This window comes from Bradyrhizobium sp. SRS-191 (assembly GCF_024586915.1).
In the GTDB taxonomy this organism is placed as follows: domain Bacteria; phylum Pseudomonadota; class Alphaproteobacteria; order Rhizobiales; family Xanthobacteraceae; genus Bradyrhizobium.
The window spans coordinates 308,026-325,539 of record NZ_JANBVS010000001.1 but is presented as its reverse complement, the minus strand read 5'-3'; the positions used below and the strand labels follow the sequence as shown (position 1 = coordinate 325,539).

Sequence of the window (17,514 nt, the reverse complement as noted above, 5' to 3'; positions counted from 1 at the left end):
GTCACGCCTCCTTCGCGGCAGCCAGGATCGCGGTGTCGGCGCTACGCGGCCGGCTGATGAAAAGCACCAGCCCGGCGCCGATCATGGTCACGATCGCGATCGGCAGCAGCGCCAATCCGTAGTTGCCGGTCGCGTCCAGCACGCTGCCATAGATGTTCACCATCAGGCCGCCGCCGATCAGGTTCGATACCGCATTGATCATCGCCAGTCCCGCCGCCACCGATCCCGCGCCGAGCCAGCCCGAGGACAACGCCCAGAACGGGCCCTTGAAGGCGTAGGCGCCGACCAGGACCAGGCTCAGCAGCACCACCGTCCCGATCAGCGAATGGATCACGAAGACACCGAGGAAGCCGAACGCGATCAGCAGCAGCGTCAACGCCGTGTGCCAGCGGCGCTCCCTGGTTTTGTCGGAGTGACGGCCCCACAGCACCATCAACACGCAGGCCACGCCATAGGGGATTGAGTTGATCAGGCCGGTCTCCAGGTTGGTCAGGCCGAACGATTTGAGGAACTGCGGCTGCCAGACGCCGAGCACCGAGCCGGCGGCCGAGGCGCCGGAGCAGGCGAGGGCCATGGCCCACACGACGGGGTTGCGCAGGAGACTCAGGAACGAGCCCCAGCCGGTCTTGGCAGCGGCCGACGGACGGCCCGCCTTCTCGCGGTTGAGCTCGTTGCACAGCCAGGTCCGCTCGTCGTCACGCAGCCAGCGTGCGTCCTCGGGTCGGTCGGTGAGAATGGCCAGGCAGACCAGGCCGAGCAACACGGTGGGGACGCCTTCGACGATGAACAGCCATTGCCAGCCGCGCAAGCCGAGCATGCCGTCGAAACCGAGCAGCAGGCCGCCAAGCGGCGAGCCGATGAAGCTCGCGGCCGGGATCGAGATCCCGAACAGCGCGATCAGGCGGCCGCGATAGTTCGCCGGCAGCCAGTAGGTCAGATAGAGCAGCACGCCGGGAAAGAAGCCGGCCTCGGCGGCGCCGAGCAGGAAGCGCATCACGTAGAACGAATTCTGGCCCTGCACGAACGCCATGCCGGCCGAGATGATCCCCCAGGTGATCATGATCCGCGCGATCCAGCGCCGCGCGCCGAAGCGCTGCAGGGCCAGATTGCTGGGCACTTCCATCAGGAAGTAGGAGAAGAAGAACAGACTGGCGCCGAAGCCGAACACCGCCTTCGACATGCCCAGGTCATGCACCATCTGCAGCGACGCCATGCCGACATTGCCGCGATCGAGGATCGCGAACAGATAGCAGATCATGATGAACGGCATGATGCGCCACGAAACCCGGCGCATGGTCGTCCGTTCCAGCGCGCTCGGCGCTGCCGCAGCTTCAGCCATGTTGTCCTCCCAAATGATTTGTTGATGTAGCTCAGGCGACGCTGAGCTGTTTTTTGTTGACGATTGCCCGCCGGTCGAAGGTCTTGCCTTCCAGAACGTCCATGACGTGGTTGACCGCGATCACGCCCATTGCGTCCCTGGCCTCCTGCGTGCTGGCGCCGGCGTGCGGCGTCACCACGACGTTGGGCAGGGTCAGCAGCGGAAGATCTGGCTTCGCCGGCTCCTCCGCAAACGAATCCAGGCCGGCGCCGGCGATGACGCCGTCGCGCAGCGCCTCGAACAGGGCGGTCTCGTCGATCAGCCCGCCGCGCGCGGTGTTGATCAGGATGGCGTTGCGGCGCATGCGGGTGAGCTGGTCGCGGCCGATCATGTTGCGTGTCTGCGGCGTCAACGGGCAATGCAGGCTGATCACGTCGCTGGCCGTCAGGATCTCGTCGAGGCTGCCGACGCGCTCGGCGCCTGCGATCGTGGTGTCATCAGGCATATAGGGGTCGAAGATGCGCACCTGCATGTGCAGCGGCTGAACCAGGCCGACCAGGATGCGGCCGATCTCGCCGAAGCCGATCACGCCCAGGCTGCGGCCGAGCAATTGGGCTCCCTTGGTCGTCGCCTTGTCCCAGTGTCCGGTCTTGATCCGGGCATCGAGATGCGGGATCTCGCGCGCCACAGCGAACATCAGCGCGAAAGCGAGCTCCGCCACGGATTGTGAATTGGCGCCGCGCGCAACGAACACGGGGATGCCACGGCGGTCGGCGGCGTCGACATCGATGTTGTCATAGCCGACCCCGTGCTTGGCGATCGCCTTGAGCTTCGGCGAGGCGCCGATCACCTGATCGTCGATTTTGCCCTGCCGCACGATGATGCCGTCGGGCTGCTCGCGCGCTGCAATCTCCGCCAACTCCCGGGGGCTCCCATATTGCGGGTTGTCGACCAGCGCAGCACCTCGCCGCGCGGCAATGGCAGCTGCTTCCGGAGTGAGGGCCGGGCCGGTGATGAGAAGCTTGTACCGCATGTCGCTGCCTTTGCTCGCTGCCGGCAACGCCTCGTGACCGGCCTGCGATGGCGGCTCAGCCGAACCGCGGCATGGTCGCCGCAGGCCGCTCCTTGACGAGATGCTGGCCGTTTCCCGCGCCGAATTTTGAAATTGAAACGGCGTTGCATTTTTTGTAGGTATCGCCGCGACGGCTCATTTTGTCAACCGCCGATCGGCAGAGCCGCAGGGACGATCGCAACGAGGAGCACGCCATGACCGTCGGTTTCCGCATCTATCCGAATCCGAAGCAGAGAGTTTCCAAGGACCTCGTCGAGCGGTACCGGACGCTTCCCGTCGCCAATGTGAGCGACAGCATGTCCCGCATGACTGCAGCAGGTCCCCGGCTGCGGCCGATGCACGGCGGCGGCGTGCTCGCGGGGCCTGCGATCACGGTGAAATCACGCCCCGGCGACAATCTGATGCTGCACAAGGCGCTAGACATGGCCGAGCCGGGCGACATCGTCGTCGTCGATGCCGACGGCGATCTCTCCAACGCATTGATCGGCGAGATGATGATCGCGCATGCCGAGCGTCGCGGCCTTGGCGGTGTCGTCATCAACGGCTCCGTTCGCGATGCCGCAGCGATCCGCGCCGGCAAGTTTCCGATCTTCGCCGCCGGCGTGACCCATCGCGGCCCCTACAAGGACGGTCCCGGCGAGATCAATGTGGCGATCGCGATCGACGGCATGGTGATCCATCCGGGCGACCTCGTGCTCGGCGACGACGATGGCCTCGTCTGCGTCCCGTTCGCGGACGCCGAATCCGTCTTCGCCGCGGCGAAGAAGAAGCACGACGCCGAGACCGCGCAGCTGGCGGCCATCGCGGCCGGCCGCAACGACCGCTCCTGGGTCGATGAGGAGCTCAAGAAGCGCGGCGTCGAATATATGGACTGAGCCGCAGGCTGGACGGCGTGAACTTCGCCGCGGGGATGTGTATACCCTCCCGAAACGGCCGCCCGATTGGCGGCCGGGATCGGGAATCAGGACGTGGCGAAGAAATCGAGCACCCGCAGGAAGACCGCAAAGGCCGAGACGTCATCGGGTCTGAAGGGCGTCTCTGCCGTCGACCGCGCGTTGAGCGTCTTGACGGCGTTTCAACGCGGCGACGGCGAAGTGAGTCTCGCCGAGTTGACCAGGCGCACCGGGCTGATCAAGACGACGGTGATGCGCATGGCGCTGTCGTTGGAGAGCTTCGGTTTGATCAGGCGGGTCGACGATGGCGGCTACCGCCTCGATGCCGAGGTGATGCGGCTTGCGGCCTGCTACCAGCACGCCTTCGGCCTCGCCGATCACGTCACTCCGGTGCTGGAGAAGCTCGCGCGCTCGACCGGCGAAACCGCTTCGTTCTACACGCGCCGAGGCGATCAGCGCCTGTGCCTGTTCCGGGTCGAAAGCGCGAACCAGATCCGGATGCATGTCCAGCCCGGCGATCTACGCCCGATGGACAAGTCGGCCATTGCCCAGGTGCTTCGACATTTCGACCGTGGTCGCACCGCGGCGGAGATCGAGGTGCCGATCTTCACAAGCGGCGTCACCGATCCGCATTCGGCGGCGCTTGCGACTCCCGTATTCGGACCGGGCGGTGCTTTGCTGGGCGCCCTCGCTTTGTCCGGCCCGGTGACCCGGTTGACCGCGGAGCATGCCGGGGAGATCCGTCCGCTGCTGAAGACGGCCGGGATCGATTTGACCACGGCATGCGGCGGATAGAGGCAAGTCGGCCCGGCCGGCCGGGGGAAATGGTTTCAGGGTACCTCCATCCGGAAAGCGCCGCAGATGAGAAATATTGTAGACAAACCCGCGACGCGCTTCCGCGCCGTGGATTTGTCGCAATTTGGCAACAGCGTGGTAGGAATGCATCAGTCTGATTCACTCGGACGTGCCGCGTTCACATCACCCAATTTGCCGGAATGACCAGCGCAGACACCTCGGCCACCCCATTCGATTCGACGCCCGCAGACGGCCGGCGCTGGACTTGGCGCACCTGGCTGGCGCCGGTGGCGGTCGGGCTCGCGCTGCTGTCGGCCTTCCTCACCTTCATCGTGCTGGTCGGCCTGAGCCCGATCGAGCCGACGCCCGAGGTCGTCAGCACCTTCCTGCTGATCGATGCCGGCACGATCCTGATCCTGGTCGGGATCATCATCCGCGAGGTCTGGCAGATGGTCCAGGCCCGGCGGCGCGGCCGGGCGGCGGCGCGGCTGCACGTCCAGATCGTCAGCCTGTTCTCGGTGATCGCGGTGCTGCCGGCGGTGCTGGTGTCGCTGGTCGCCAACGTCACCATCGACCGCGGGCTTGACCGGCTGTTTTCCGGACCTGCGAAAGAGGCGATCCAGAACTCGCTGACGGTGGCGCGCGCCTACACCTATGAGCATGCGCAGCTGATCCGCGGTGACATCTTAGGCATGGCGAACGACATCGCCCATGCGCGGCCGCTCTATGATCAGGACCGCGGCACCTTCCGCGAGCTGCTCACCGCCAGCGCGGCCTCGCGCAATCTGCCGGGCGCGATGCTGATCGACAAGGACCGTACCGTCCTGGAGACGGCCGAGACCGGGATCCAGCAGACCTTCCAGACGCCGCCGGCCGACTTCCTCAGCAACGTCAACGAGACCGAGCCGCAGATCGCGGTGTTCCCGGACGCCAACTACGTCGCCGCCGTGATCCGCCTGCGGGCGTTCAACGACACCTTCCTCTACGTGGCCCGGTTGCTCGATCCACGCGTGATCGCGCAGCTCAAGCAGACCGAGACCTCGGTCGCCGAATATGCCGTGGTCGAGTCGCGCCGCCTCGGCATCCAGGTCGCCTTCGCGCTGATGTTCGCGGTGATCGCGCTGACCATCCTGATGGCCTCGGTGCTGATCGGCCTGAACTTCGCCAACTGGCTGGTGTCGCCGATCCGCCAGCTGATGAACGCCGCGCATACGGTGGCGACCGGCGATCTCAATGTCCAGGTCCCGGTGCATCGCTCCGAGGGCGATCTCGCCCAGCTCGGCCAGACCTTCAACAAGATGACGCAGGAGCTGCGCACCCAGCGCGACGAGCTGGTCAGCGCCAGCGATCTGATCGACAGCCGTCGCCGCTTCATCGAGGCGGTGCTGTCGTCGGCCTCGGCCGGCATCATCGGCGTCGACGCGTCGGGCAGCGTCGGCATTCTCAACCGTTCGGCCGAGAAGCTGATCGGCCACGCCGAGCAGGAGGTGCTCGATCACCCGCTGTCCGAGGTGCTGCCCGAGCTCGACGACATGATGAAGACGGCGCGCGAGGGCAAGCAGCGCCTGGTGCAGGGACAGATCACGATCCAGCGCGACGGCCACGAGCGCAATCTGTCGGTGCGCGTCACCGCCGAGCAGACCAACCAGGCACGCGACAGCTACATCATCACGCTCGACGACATCACTGAGCTCGTCTCGGCGCAGCGGACCTCTGCATGGGGCGACGTCGCCCGGCGCATCGCGCACGAGATCAAGAATCCGCTGACGCCGATTCAGCTTTCCGCAGAGCGGATTCGCCGCAAATTCGGCAAGGTCATCACCGAGGACAAGGCCGTATTTGAGCAATGTACCGATACAATCGTGCGGCAGGTCGACGACATCAGGCGAATGGTCGATGAGTTCTCGCGCTTTGCCCGCATGCCGAAGCCGGTGATGGAAGGCGAGGACGTTGCCGACGCAGTACGCCAGGCCGTGTTCCTGATGAAGGTCGCGCATCCCGAGATCGATATCGAGACCGACATCAAGCAGGATCCGTTGCGCGCGCAGTTCGACCGCCGGCTGATCTCGCAGGCCCTGACCAACATCATCAAGAACGCCACCGAGGCGATCGAGGTGGTGCCGGAGGAGGAGCTCGGCAAGGGCCGCATCGACGTCGTCGCGTCGCGCGAGGGCGATGACGTGCTGATCGACGTGATCGACAACGGCATCGGCCTGCCGAAGGTGGCGCGGCAGCGGCTGCTCGAGCCCTATGTCACGACGCGCGCCAAGGGCACAGGCCTTGGCCTTGCGATCGTCGGCCGTGTGCTCGAGGACCACGGCGGCAAACTGGAGCTGAAGGACGCCTCCGATTTCCGTCCCGGCCAGCGCGGCGCGTGGATGCGGCTGCGTTTCGCGGTGTCCGGCCAGGCCGCACAACCAGGAACGAAGGAGCAGGCAGCCGCCTCCAGCAATCCGCAGATGACAGAGCCGGGCGGGGAAACCCCGAGCACGGTTCAAGCGACCAACGATCAACCAAAAATCCAAGCTGCAACCGGCAGCTGACGAGACAGGCGTGACCCATGGCGAGTGATATTCTGATTGTCGACGACGAAGCCGATATCCGGGAGCTGGTCGCCGGCATCCTGGACGACGAAGGCTTCACGACTCGAACGGCTCGCGACAGCGATTCGGCGCTCGCCGAGATCGCAGGCCGCCGACCGAATCTGGTGTTCCTCGACATCTGGCTGCAGGGCTCCAAGCTCGACGGCCTGCAGTTGCTCGAACAGATCAAGAAGGATCACCCGGACCTGCCGGTCGTGATGATCTCCGGTCACGGCAACATCGAAACCGCGGTCGCGGCCATCAAGCGCGGCGCCTACGACTTCATCGAGAAGCCGTTCAAGTCGGACCGGCTGATTCTCGTCGCGACGCGCGCGCTGGAGAATTCGCGGCTGAAGCGCGAGGTGCGCGAGCTCAAGCAGCTGGCGCCGACCGCCAGCGCCATGACCGGCCGTTCGCCGTCGATGAACCAGCTGCGCCAGACCATCGAGCGCGCCGCGAAGGCCAACAGCCGCATCCTGATCGTCGGACCTCCGGGCTCGGGCAAGGAGCTAGCCGCCCGCACGCTGCATACGCAGTCGCCGCGCGCGGACGGACCGTTCGTGGTCATCAACGCCGCCGCGATCACGCCGGAGCGGATGGAGGAGGAGCTGTTCGGCATCGAGCAGTCCAATGGCGAGCAGTCGCGCAAGACCGGCGCGCTCGAAGAGGCGCATGGCGGCACGCTGTTCGTCGACGAGATCGCCGACATGCCGCGCGAGACCCAGAACAAGATTCTGCGCGTGCTGGTCGATCAAACCTTCCAGCGCGCCGGCGGCACCACCAAGGTGCACGTTGACGTGCGTATCATCTCCTCGACGGCGCGGAACCTGGAAGAGGAGATCGCCAGCGGCCGCTTCCGCGAGGATCTCTATCACCGCCTGTCGGTGGTTCCGATTCGCGTGCCGCCGCTGTCGGAGCGCCGCGAGGACATTCCCGAGCTGATCGACTATTTCATGGACCAGATCTCGATCACGACCGGCCTGCCGAAGCGGCAGATCGGCCAGGACGCGATGGCCGTGCTGCAGTCGCATGTCTGGCCCGGCAACGTCCGGCAGTTGCGCAACAATGTCGAGCGCGTGATGATTCTCGCCGCCGGCGGTCCAGAGGTGATCATCACCGCCGACATGCTGCCGCCGGACGTCGGCTCGATGGTGCCGGCGATGCCGACCAGCAACAATGGCGAGCACATCATGGGGCTGCCACTGCGCGAAGCACGCGAAGTGTTCGAGCGCGATTATCTGATCGCCCAGATCAGCCGCTTCTCCGGCAACATCTCGCGCACCGCGGAGTTCGTCGGCATGGAACGCTCGGCCCTGCATCGCAAGCTGAAGGCGCTCGGGGTCGGCTGAGGTCATCGCTAGGCAAAGTTTGCCGGGCTGGACGAATTTACATTGGAAAATTCGTCTGGCACCGGATATTTACGGGCGAATCCGGGTGTTTTGGAACCAGGCTCGGCGCAAGCGGCTTGCCTAATATGCTCGCCTGTCCTCTAATCACGCGTCCCGTGATCCCTCGAGGGGGATCTCAATGGATCATGGGTCACCGCGGCGGCACCGAGGCCGGCAAATCGGGTCGTCGCAGGTCCAATAAGAAAAAGCACAAGACTGCGAGATAACAACAATGGCGGCAGACCGCGCACAAAACCTACAAGACACCTTTCTCAACCACGTCCGCAAAACCAAGACACCGCTCACGATCTTCCTGGTCAACGGCGTGAAACTGCAGGGGATTGTCACTTGGTTCGACAATTTCTGCCTGTTGCTCCGGCGCGACGGTCACTCGCAGCTCGTCTACAAGCATGCGATCTCCACCATCATGCCGGGCGCCCCGATCCAGCTGTTCGAGGGCGGCGAGGACGCCTCTGCGTGAGAGTAACCTGATTGGAACCCCGAGATCGCGAAGGGGCCATCGGCCTTTCGGGGCCCGATGACGTCAAGACAACGGGCCGAGTCATCGTGGTCGGCCCGTACTTGCGGCCACGCCGCGGCGACGACGGTGCGGCGGCCAGCCATTCCGACATGCGTGATGTCGAGGCGCGGATCGACGAGGCCGCGGGGCTCGCGCGCGCCATCAACCTCACGGTGGCGGAGTCCATTCTCGCGCTCATCGGACAGATCCGTCCGGCGACCTATCTCGGCAAGGGCAAGGTCGACGAGATTGCCGGTGTGATCGCGAGCCTGGGCGCTGAGCTCGTCGTGATGGATTGCGCGCTGTCGCCGATCCAGCAGCGCAATCTGGAGAAGGCCTGGAACACCAAGGTGCTCGATCGCACCGGCCTCATCCTGGAGATCTTCGGCCGTCGCGCGAAGACCAAAGAGGGCGCGCTGCAGGTCGAGCTCGCGCATCTCAACTATCAACGCAGCCGCCTGGTGCGGTCGTGGACCCATCTCGAACGCCAGCGCGGCGGCTTCGGCTTCATGGGCGGCCCGGGCGAGACGCAGATCGAGGCCGACCGCCGGCTGATCGGTGATCGCATCACGCGGCTCGAGAACGAGCTGAAGAAGGTACAGGCGACGCGCCGGCTGCATCGCGCCGGACGCCAGCGCGTTCCGTATCGTGTGGTCGCGCTGGTCGGCTACACCAATGCGGGCAAGTCGACGCTGTTCAATCGCCTGACACGCGCCGATGTGCAGGCGGCCGACATGCTGTTCGCCACGCTCGATCCGACTCTGCGCGCGATCGGCCTGCCGCATGGCGGCAAGGCGATGCTGTCCGACACCGTCGGCTTCATCTCCAACCTGCCGACGCAGCTGGTCGCCGCCTTCCGCGCCACGCTCGAGGAGGTGCTGGAAGCGGATGTCATCCTGCATGTCCGCGACATGTCGCATGAGGATGCCGAGGCGCAGCAGCATGATGTCGAGCTGGTGCTCAGCCAGCTCGGGATCGATCCCGAAGCGACCGACAGCATCATCGAGGTCTGGAACAAGATCGACCGGCTCGACGAAGCCGCGCGTGAGAACCTCGCCAACATCGCCGCGCGACGGCCGCCGGAGCGCCCGTGCCTGATGGTCTCGGCCGAGACCGGGGAGGGCGTCGACGTGCTGCTGCAGGCGATCGAAGACCGCCTCGCCGCCGCGCGCACCACGCTCGATCTCACCATCGACGCCGCCGATGGCGCCGGCATCAGCTGGCTGCACCGCAATGCCGAGGTGCTCGCCAAGGAGCTGCACGAGGGCCACTACGACATGACCGTGCGCGTCGACGCGACCAAGCGCGACATCGTCGTCGAGCGCTATCACGGTGTCCCGCGGGTGGCGTGAGCTGCCGCTACAGGGGCGTGATGTCGATGTGCAGCACTGCGGTGCGGCCGGCGCCGACCGCAGCGAGGCAACGTTCGATCGCCGCATCGAGCGCATCGGGATCTCCGACCCGTTCACCGTGAGCTCCGAACGCGCAGGCGATGTCGGCGAGACGACGCTGCTCGTCCTGGCGCCCGGTCGAGAGCCGCGAAAGGAACGAGTCGCTCTGCTGTGCGGCGCCGTCGGGATAGACACGTTGGACCGACGCCTTCACGGCCTGCCACCCGGCGTTGTCGAGGATCACCGTGAAGATCGGCAGCCGATATTGCTGCGCGACCGCGTAGACGGAATCCGGAGCGGCGAAGTGGTAGGCGCCGTCACCGATGACTTGCACGATTCGCGTCGCGGGATTGGCGAGCTTGAGGCCGAGCGCCATGCCGCCGCTGAAGCCGAGACCGCCGCCGGCCAGGCCCACATAAGTCATCGGCTTGGTGCGACGAAGCTGCTGTTGCAGGACGGGCGCGTTGCGGACCGCCTCGTTGATCACGATGTCGTCCTCGGACAGCAGCGCCTGCAGCCGCGCGAACGCATAGGCCGGGTTGATCGCGCCGGGGCGGCCCTTCTGCGCGGCCGCGGCGATCCGCTTGGCCTGGGCCGCCTCGCGCGCCGGCTGCCAGCTCGCGATCCGGTCGCGAACCTTCCTCAGATAGGCGTCGTCGCCGCGGGCAATGACGATCTCCAGCACCTGACGCAGGATCACGGCTGAATCGCCCTGGATGCGCAGATCGGTCGCAAAGCCCCAGATCGGGATATCCGCCTTGAGGGCGTCGACATCGATCTGGATCCAGCGCAATCGGTCGGCCGATGTCAGCGCCTGCGGAATGAATGGCACGTCGATGTCGATCAGCAGCCCGAGGTCGGCGTCTGCAACGAGCGCAGCAGGATCGGAGCCGGCGAAGCAGGGCGAGTCCTGGCAGATGTTCATGGTGACGGGGTTGAACTCGGCGACGCGGATCCCGCACACCAGCGCCAGCCGCTCGAGCACCGAGACGGCCTCGGCACTGCGTCCGAGATAGGCGGTCAGCGCAATCGGGTTGTCCGCGCTCATCAGCGCGTCCGCGATCGCCTGCGCACGTTCCGGCTCGATTCCTCCCGCCTTGACGCTGCCATAGCGCGCGGGCGAGTAGGTCGGCATGGCGTCGCCGGCCCAGCTCTCCGCCAAGGTCTCCCGCGGCAGCATCATGTAGACGGGGCCGGGCGGATCGCTGTGCATGAACGCTGCCGCGCGCGCCAGCGCCTCCTTGATCACCACGCCCGACGGCAGTGTGTAGTCCCATTTGACGTAGGGCCTGATGATGCTGGCCTGGTCGAAGCTGTCCTGCACGAAGTGGACGTAGGTGTCGCGTCCTCCCGGCAACTCGCCATGCACAGCGAATGGCGCGCGTCCCGCGACCAGCAGCAACGGCAGCCGGTAGCGAAACGCATTCTGGATGGCCATGCAGGCGTTGGCCGTGCCCGCATCGACGTGGACGAACACGGCCTGACCGCGGCCGGTCAGGGCCGCATACCCCATCGCCATGTGGACCGCGACCACCTCGTGAGGACACAGGATCACCTGCGGATGGGGCCGGCCCTCACTGTCCCAGCGCGCGATTTCCTCGATCAGCGAGACATGATCCGTACCGAGATTGGCAAAGATGTAGTCGATGCCGAGGTCGACGAGCGCCTCGAGGAAGTAATGCGCGGTGGTATGGCTGGCCATGGCGCGCGGATGTGGATCAGGCGTGGACGGCATCGTCACGGCGCACCGCCTCGGTCTGGGTTGCGATTCCCCGCAGGCGCTGGAACAGCTCTCCGGGCTCGCGCGGTGCGGTCATGCCGCGCCAGGCGATATGTGAGTCCGGCCGGAGCAGCAGCAGGCTTTCAGAGAATGCATAGCCGGCCTTGGCGCGGTCGACGTCCACGAGCGCCAGCGGAACGCCCTGGTCGGCTGCGGTCTTCACCATCGAGGTCGCATCGAGGGAGGGATCGAACCGGACCAGCGTGTAGGCGGGACCGAGCGCATCCAGCAGCGATCGTCCATCCGTCAGCCAGACGTGCGGGGCGCGCGCGCCGGGCACCGTGGACGCGGTGAAGTGGCCCATCCCGTAAGGCGGCGGGGTCTCGCCATCGTAGGAGATGGCGGGGGACTGATCGTAGTAGTAGCCGAAGTTCAAGCCGGCGCAGCAATATTGCTGCACGTTGAGATCATAGGCGGCCTGTCCGACCTTGCTGCGCGCGGCATCGCCGGCGGGCCCATCCATTTCCACCTCGGGAGGGACCGAGCGCCGCTGGCTCATCACGGCGAGCGCGTGGTTCATCGCGAAATGCGACACCTGCTCGGTGATCGGCTGGCGTTCCGCTTCATAGGCGTCGAGCAGGGCAGGGGCGGCCCATTTCTGGATGACGCCGGCGAGCATCCAGCACAGGTCGACCGCATCGGCGATCCCGGCATTCATGCCGTAGCCCGCATAGGGAATCCACAGATGCGCGGCATCACCGCAGATGAAGGCGCGGCGATCGCGGAAGCGATCGGCGACCAGCCGGCGTCCGATCCAATCCTCCTTGCTGATGATCTCGTAGTGAAAGCGGTCGTCGACGCCGAGGATGGTACGCAGCGCCCAATCGCGATCGACGCTGTCGAACTCGACCTCCTCGGCCGCGAGGTGGTTGTGGATCAGCCAGTTGTCGCGACCGTCGATCGACACGGTGGTGCCGCAGCGGCGCGGATTGAGGGACATGGTCATCCAGGCCGGCTTCTGGGTAATGAGCTCCTTCAGCGCGGGCGCGTGGATGTAGGTCGACTGCACACGCTGCACGACGTCGGTCCCGCCAAGGCGCGAGCCGATCAGCCGTCGCACGGTGGAGCGGCCACCGTCGCAGCCGATCAGATAGTCGGCCGAGATCGTGATGTCCTGCTCGGAATCGAGATCGCGGGCCTGGGCGACCACGCCGTTGTCGTCCTGCTCGAACCGATCGAGCTGAACGCGGTTGAGGATGGTGATGCGGGGCTGCGCCTCCGCGCAGGCGAACAGGATGGGCTCGAGATAGATCTGGTTGATGCGATGCGGCGGCTCGGGCGTTGGCCAGTCGGTGTCAGGTCCGCCAGTGGCCGTATAGCGATCCTGGCGAGACGGGATCGGGATGCGCGTCAGCTCACGGCCGACGACGGCCGTCCGATAGGCGCAGTCGTTCGGGAAATCGGCGGGAAGGCCGCCCTCACGTACCTCGCGGACGATCCCGAGCCGGCGGAACACCTCCATCGAGCGCGCCGAGACGTGGTTGCATTTCACGTTGGGCGGCTCGCCGGCGCGCCGGATCTCCGCGACCACCACATCGATGCCCCGCGAGGCGAGATCCATGGCGGCGGTCAGTCCGACCGGGCCAGCGCCCACGATGAGGACCTGGGTCTGTAACGTCTTCATGTCAGTGTCTCTTGCTTGAATGCTACGCGCGCTCGGCGGCCGAGAGCGGATTGCGTTGGGTGTCGTCGGCGGTCGGAAGGCTGCCGCGCATGCTGAGGATGGCCAGTCCCAGGATCACCAGCGCCGAGAACAGTTGCGGCACCGCGCTGGCCTGGAACAGCGAGGCGACGTCCCATTTGGCCGCCAGCATCAGTCCACCGATGGTGACGCCGAGGATCGAGCCGAAGCGGCCGATGCCCAGCGCCCAGCCGATGCCGGTGCCGCGGATGTAGGTCGGGTAGATCCGCGCCGCATAGGCGTTGCAGCCGATCTGGCCGCCGATCACGGCGACGCCGGCAATGAAGACCGCCGGCACGAGGACCGGCAACGAGGCGCCGGCAATGCCGATGGTGATGATCGACAGGAAGCCGGCGACATAGGTGACGAACAAGACCCGGTCGAAGCCGAACCGCTCGATCAGCAGGCCAAGCCCGATCGTGCCGAGCATGCCGCCGAGTTGGAACGCCACGCCCACGGCGATCGCGGCCTGGACGTCGAGCCCGACACCATGCGTGAGCGTCGGCAGCCAGCTGTTGAGAAAGTAGATGTCCATCATGTTCATGAAGAACATGACCCACAGCAGCAGGGTCGGAATCAGGCGCCGGTTGGTAAAAAGCTGCGGCAGCAGGAAGCCCTTGCCCTTCTCCTCGACAATCGTGAACTGCGCATCGGCTGGAAGCCGCGCGGAGGGATCGATGCGCATCAGCAGCGTGCGCACCCGGTCGTTCTTGGCTGAGTCCAGCGCCAGCAGCGACAGCGACTCCGGTAGCCACAGGATCAGGACCGGGCAGAGGATCAGCGGCAGCAGGCCGCCGACAATGAAGATGATCTGCCAGCCATAGGCGGTGATGAGCTTGGCTGCGACCGCTCCTCCGATCGCCGAGCCCAGCGACACCGTCATGAACATCAGCATGATCAACAGCGTCCGGCGACGCTGCGGCGCATACTCGCCGGTCAGTGCGATGGTGTTGGGCAGGACGCCCCCGAGTCCGATGCCGGTGACGAAGCGGAGCATGACGAGGTCGGAGACGCTCGTGGCCTGGCTCGTCGCCAGCGATCCCAGCGCGAATACCAAGACGCCGGCGACGACCAGCCATTTGCGACCGAGATAGTCGGCGAGGGCGCCGAACACGAGCGAGCCGACCATCACGCCGAACAGCGACGCGCCGAAGACGGGGCCCAAGGCTCCCGGCGCCAGGTGCAGGTCCTTGCTGAGCGCGGGCGCGACGAAGCCGAGCGCCTGGGCATCGAAGCCGTCGAGCCCGACGACCAGCGCGCACAGGCAGATCACCCTGATCTGGAATTTAGATAGCGGCCGTTCGTCGACGTAGCGTGTGAGATTGATCGCTTGCGACAATTGTCCCTCCCCGTGACCTTGTTGTTACCTGACGTCCTCGGTGGCGCCGGCTGTTTGCAAATATGTTGCATGTTCAAACTCTTTCGATTAGCCACAAAATTCTCATTCATTCATGAGGAAAGCTTATGCCCCCGACCCTGCGGCAATTGGAGGCCCTGGTCCTGGTGTATCGGCTCGGCAGCATCACCAAGGCGGCCGCGGAGCTGCGCGTCACGCAGTCGGCGATCAGCCTGCTGATCCGGCAGATCGAGGAGAATTTTCAGCTCAAGCTGTTCGACCGAACCACGCGGGCGCTGCACCCGACCGCGGCCTGCCGCGAGGCGATCACGGCCGCCGAGCGTATCCTGGCCGGCGCGCAGGGGCTGTCGCAGCGGATGCGCGACCTCGCCGAGATCAAGACCGGCCGCATCTCGATCGCAGTGTCGGCAGGCGTCGCCTCGGCGCTGCTTCCCCGGGTGTTCGCGACGTTCCGCTCGCGGCATCCCGAGGTGAGCATCGATCTGCGCGACGTCGCGCCGGACGAGCTCTTTGCGATCGTGATGGCCGGGCAGGCCGAGTTCGGCCTGGGCAGTGTCGAGGACGAGGGCGTGCCGGAAGTGCGGGTCGAGCCGCTGATGCAGAGCCCGCTGTCAGCCATCGGCGTCAGAGACGGCCGGTTCGAAAAACACCGCCGGCTGACCTGGGACAGCATCATGAGCTCCGACCTGATCACGATGCGTCGCGGCACGCGCATTCGCGGCCAGATCGACGACGCGCTGGCCGAGACCGGGCGCGCGCTGAAGCCGGCCTGGGAAGTGTCGTTGATCACCACGGCGCTGGCCCTCACTGCCGAAGGCGCAGGGCTGAGCATCCTGCCCGCACACATGCTGCCGAAGACCCAATTCCCGATGCTCGCCGCGATCCCGCTCTCGCAGCCGACGATCTCCCGGCATGTCTCGCTGCTGAGCCGCGCCGACTTCGGCTTGTCGCCGGCAGCGCAACGCTTCGTGGAGATTGCCAAGCGGACGCTGTCCACCAAAGCCGGCTGATCTCGGCGTCGGGGAGGGAGACTACTTCTCCAGCGTCTTGGCCTCGTTCCAAAGCTCGTCCATCTCATCGAGCGAAGCTTCTTCAAGCGTGCGGCCCTTGGCGGCGAGGGCGCGCTCGATATGGGCGAAGCGGCGCTCGAACTTGGCGTTGGTGCCGCGCAGGGCCGTCTCCGGGTCGACTTCGGCGTGACGGGCGAGGTTGACCAGCGCGAACAGCAGGTCGCCGGTCTCTGCGGAGAACTCGGTCGCATCCTTGTTGTCGAGCGCGACCTCGATCTCGTCAGCCTCCTCGCGGATCTTCTGAAGCACCGCGCGCGGATCGTTCCAGTCGAAGCCGACCGTCGCCGCCTTCTTCTGCAACTCCATCGCGCGCACCAGCGCGGGCTGTCCAGCCTTGACGCCCGACAGCAGCGACGAATTGCTCGGTTGCTCCTCGGGCGGCCGGCGCGCCGCGCGCTCGGCCTTCTCCTCGGCCTTGATCCGGTCCCAGGTGCCCTTGGTGGGCTGGGTGACATTGCCGTCCTTGTCCGGGAAGACATGCGGATGGCGGCGGATCATCTTCTTCGTGATGCCCTCGACAACGTCGCCGAAGGCGAACGCGCCTTGCTCCTCGGCGATGCGGGCATGGTAGATCACCTGCAGCAGGAGATCGCCGAGCTCCTCGCGCAGATCGTCGAGATCCTCGCGCGTGATCGCATCCGCGACCTCATAGGCTTCCTCGATCGTGTAGGGCGCGATGGTCTGGAAGGTCTGCTCGACGTCCCACGGGCAGCCGGTCACGGGCGTGCGCAGCGCGGCCATGATCTCGATGAGGCGGGAGATGTCGCGGGAAGGGGTCATGGGCAGGTCCTGGCAGCGTCCTCGGATCGCGCCTTGTATGCCTCAAGGGGCGACCGCGTCCCAGCAAAAACGGCCGGAACGCGGTCGCCTCCGACGGGTTGGCCGGACCGGGTGATGGTGCTAAGCGGAGCCCATGATTGAGCAGGATGCAACGGCCCTGGTGCTGTTCTCCGGCGGGCAGGATTCCACGACCTGCCTGGCCTGGGCCCTCGACCGCTTCGCGCGCGTCGAGACGATCGGTTTCGCCTACGGGCAGCGTCATGCGGTCGAGCTGGATTGCCGCGCCCGACTGGTGGACGGCCTCGCGCAGTTGCGCCCCGAGTGGGCGGACAAGCTCGGCGACAGCCACACGCTGGACATCCCGACATTGGCCTCGATCTCCGAGACCGCGCTGACGCGCGACGTCGCCATCGAGATGGGCGCCGACGGACTGCCCAACACCTTCGTGCCGGGCCGCAACCTCGTCTTTCTCACCTTCGCCGCCGCCTTGGCCTATCGGCGCGGCATCCGTCACATCGTCGGCGGCATGTGCGAGACCGACTATTCCGGCTATCCGGATTGCCGCGACGAGACCATCAAGGCGCTGCAGAACGCGTTGAGCCTCGGCATGGCCCAGCCGTTCGAGCTGCACACGCCGCTGATGTGGCTGTCGAAGGCATCGACCTGGCAGCTTGCCTACGATCTCGGCGGCCGCGGCCTGGTCGATCTCATCCGCGACCAGTCGCACACCTGTTATCTCGGCGAGCGCGGCGCACGGCACGAATGGGGCTATGGCTGCGGTCAATGTCCCGCCTGCGAGCTGCGCGCGCGAGGCTGGCGCGAGTACATCGCCGTCGGCGGATCGTCCTAAAAAAAAGCGGGGCCGTACGGCCCCGCTCGGATCGTCG

At 66.0% G+C, this 17,514-nt stretch carries 14 protein-coding genes; 8 read left to right on the top strand and 6 right to left on the bottom strand.

Annotation, left to right across the window (positions count from 1 at the left end):
• Position 1: 1 nt before the first annotated feature.
• Both NLR35_RS01695 and NLR35_RS01690 read right to left on the bottom strand, forming a co-directional pair.
• Complete coding sequence (locus tag NLR35_RS01695; RefSeq protein WP_257164830.1) at positions 2 to 1,339, bottom strand: MFS transporter; 1,338 nt, start codon at positions 1,337 to 1,339, stop codon at positions 2 to 4.
• Positions 1,340 to 1,370: 31 nt separating this feature from the next.
• A complete protein-coding gene (locus NLR35_RS01690; RefSeq protein ID WP_257164829.1) occupies positions 1,371 to 2,351 on the bottom strand; it encodes a hydroxyacid dehydrogenase in 981 nt (326 codons plus the stop codon).
• A gap of 233 nt (positions 2,352 to 2,584) precedes the next feature.
• Here NLR35_RS01690 and NLR35_RS01685 point away from each other — a divergent pair, with 233 nt between their 5' ends.
• The 6 genes from NLR35_RS01685 (at position 2,585) to hflX (ending at position 9,920) form a co-directional block, all read left to right on the top strand.
• Complete coding sequence (locus NLR35_RS01685) at positions 2,585 to 3,265, top strand: RraA family protein (RefSeq protein ID WP_257164828.1); 681 nt, start codon at positions 2,585 to 2,587, stop codon at positions 3,263 to 3,265.
• Between the two features lie 93 nt (positions 3,266 to 3,358).
• Positions 3,359 to 4,078 (top strand): IclR family transcriptional regulator, encoded by a 720-nt coding sequence (locus tag NLR35_RS01680; protein WP_257164827.1) that lies wholly within the window; start codon positions 3,359 to 3,361, stop codon positions 4,076 to 4,078.
• 200 nt (positions 4,079 to 4,278) lie between these two features.
• Positions 4,279 to 6,621, top strand: a complete 2,343-nt coding sequence (locus NLR35_RS01675) for a PAS domain-containing sensor histidine kinase (protein ID WP_257164826.1) — start codon at positions 4,279 to 4,281, stop codon at positions 6,619 to 6,621.
• 17 nt (positions 6,622 to 6,638) lie between these two features.
• Positions 6,639 to 8,009 (top strand): sigma-54 dependent transcriptional regulator, encoded by a 1,371-nt coding sequence (locus tag NLR35_RS01670; RefSeq protein ID WP_257164825.1) that lies wholly within the window; start codon positions 6,639 to 6,641, stop codon positions 8,007 to 8,009.
• Between the two features lie 271 nt (positions 8,010 to 8,280).
• On the top strand, positions 8,281 to 8,529 hold the full coding sequence (gene hfq, locus NLR35_RS01665) for an RNA chaperone Hfq (protein ID WP_006613906.1): 249 nt from the start codon (positions 8,281 to 8,283) through the stop codon (positions 8,527 to 8,529).
• 11 nt (positions 8,530 to 8,540) lie between these two features.
• Positions 8,541 to 9,920: a GTPase HflX gene (hflX, locus tag NLR35_RS01660; RefSeq protein WP_257164824.1), complete on the top strand. Its 1,380-nt coding sequence runs from the start codon at positions 8,541 to 8,543 to the stop codon at positions 9,918 to 9,920.
• 7 nt (positions 9,921 to 9,927) lie between these two features.
• Here hflX and NLR35_RS01655 read toward each other — a convergent pair whose 3' ends face one another.
• From NLR35_RS01655 to NLR35_RS01645, 3 genes are read right to left on the bottom strand one after another with little or no spacing between them, the layout of a single operon-like run.
• Positions 9,928 to 11,661 carry a thiamine pyrophosphate-requiring protein gene (locus NLR35_RS01655; protein WP_306577223.1) on the bottom strand — a complete coding sequence of 578 codons (1,734 nt, stop codon included), beginning with the start codon at positions 11,659 to 11,661 and terminating at the stop codon, positions 9,928 to 9,930.
• 16 nt (positions 11,662 to 11,677) lie between these two features.
• Entirely contained in the window at positions 11,678 to 13,363 is a 1,686-nt protein-coding gene (locus tag NLR35_RS01650; RefSeq protein ID WP_257164823.1) for an FAD-dependent oxidoreductase, read from the bottom strand.
• 22 nt (positions 13,364 to 13,385) lie between these two features.
• Positions 13,386 to 14,759, bottom strand: coding sequence for an MFS transporter (locus NLR35_RS01645; RefSeq protein WP_257164822.1), 1,374 nt, complete (start codon positions 14,757 to 14,759; stop codon positions 13,386 to 13,388).
• 125 nt (positions 14,760 to 14,884) lie between these two features.
• Between NLR35_RS01645 and NLR35_RS01640 the strand changes: the two genes are divergently transcribed.
• A complete protein-coding gene (locus NLR35_RS01640; protein WP_257164821.1) occupies positions 14,885 to 15,787 on the top strand; it encodes a LysR family transcriptional regulator in 903 nt (300 codons plus the stop codon).
• A 21-nt stretch (positions 15,788 to 15,808) separates the two neighbouring features.
• Here the strand turns inward: NLR35_RS01640 and mazG are convergent, their stop codons facing one another.
• Entirely contained in the window at positions 15,809 to 16,627 is an 819-nt protein-coding gene (gene mazG, locus NLR35_RS01635; RefSeq protein ID WP_257164820.1) for a nucleoside triphosphate pyrophosphohydrolase, read from the bottom strand.
• A gap of 133 nt (positions 16,628 to 16,760) precedes the next feature.
• Here mazG and queC point away from each other — a divergent pair, with 133 nt between their 5' ends.
• Positions 16,761 to 17,477: a 7-cyano-7-deazaguanine synthase QueC gene (gene queC, locus NLR35_RS01630; protein WP_257164819.1), complete on the top strand. Its 717-nt coding sequence runs from the start codon at positions 16,761 to 16,763 to the stop codon at positions 17,475 to 17,477.
• The last annotated feature ends 37 nt before the right edge of the window (positions 17,478 to 17,514 follow it).

Bases quoted from the DNA above. Each gene is read 5' to 3' on its own strand.
- NLR35_RS01695 (WP_257164830.1), bottom strand. From the start codon at position 1,339: ATGGCTGAAGCTGCGGCAGCGCCGAGCGCGCTGGAACGGACGACCATG.
- NLR35_RS01690 (WP_257164829.1), bottom strand. From the start codon at position 2,351: ATGCGGTACAAGCTTCTCATCACCGGCCCGGCCCTCACTCCGGAAGCA.
- NLR35_RS01685 (WP_257164828.1), top strand. From the start codon at position 2,585: ATGACCGTCGGTTTCCGCATCTATCCGAATCCGAAGCAGAGAGTTTCC.
- NLR35_RS01675 (WP_257164826.1), top strand. From the start codon at position 4,279: ATGACCAGCGCAGACACCTCGGCCACCCCATTCGATTCGACGCCCGCA.
- NLR35_RS01670 (WP_257164825.1), top strand. From the start codon at position 6,639: ATGGCGAGTGATATTCTGATTGTCGACGACGAAGCCGATATCCGGGAG.
- hfq (WP_006613906.1), top strand. From the start codon at position 8,281: ATGGCGGCAGACCGCGCACAAAACCTACAAGACACCTTTCTCAACCAC.
- NLR35_RS01655 (WP_306577223.1), bottom strand. From the start codon at position 11,661: ATGGCCAGCCATACCACCGCGCATTACTTCCTCGAGGCGCTCGTCGAC.
- NLR35_RS01650 (WP_257164823.1), bottom strand. From the start codon at position 13,363: ATGAAGACGTTACAGACCCAGGTCCTCATCGTGGGCGCTGGCCCGGTC.
- NLR35_RS01640 (WP_257164821.1), top strand. From the start codon at position 14,885: ATGCCCCCGACCCTGCGGCAATTGGAGGCCCTGGTCCTGGTGTATCGG.
- mazG (WP_257164820.1), bottom strand. From the start codon at position 16,627: ATGACCCCTTCCCGCGACATCTCCCGCCTCATCGAGATCATGGCCGCG.
- queC (WP_257164819.1), top strand. From the start codon at position 16,761: ATGATTGAGCAGGATGCAACGGCCCTGGTGCTGTTCTCCGGCGGGCAG.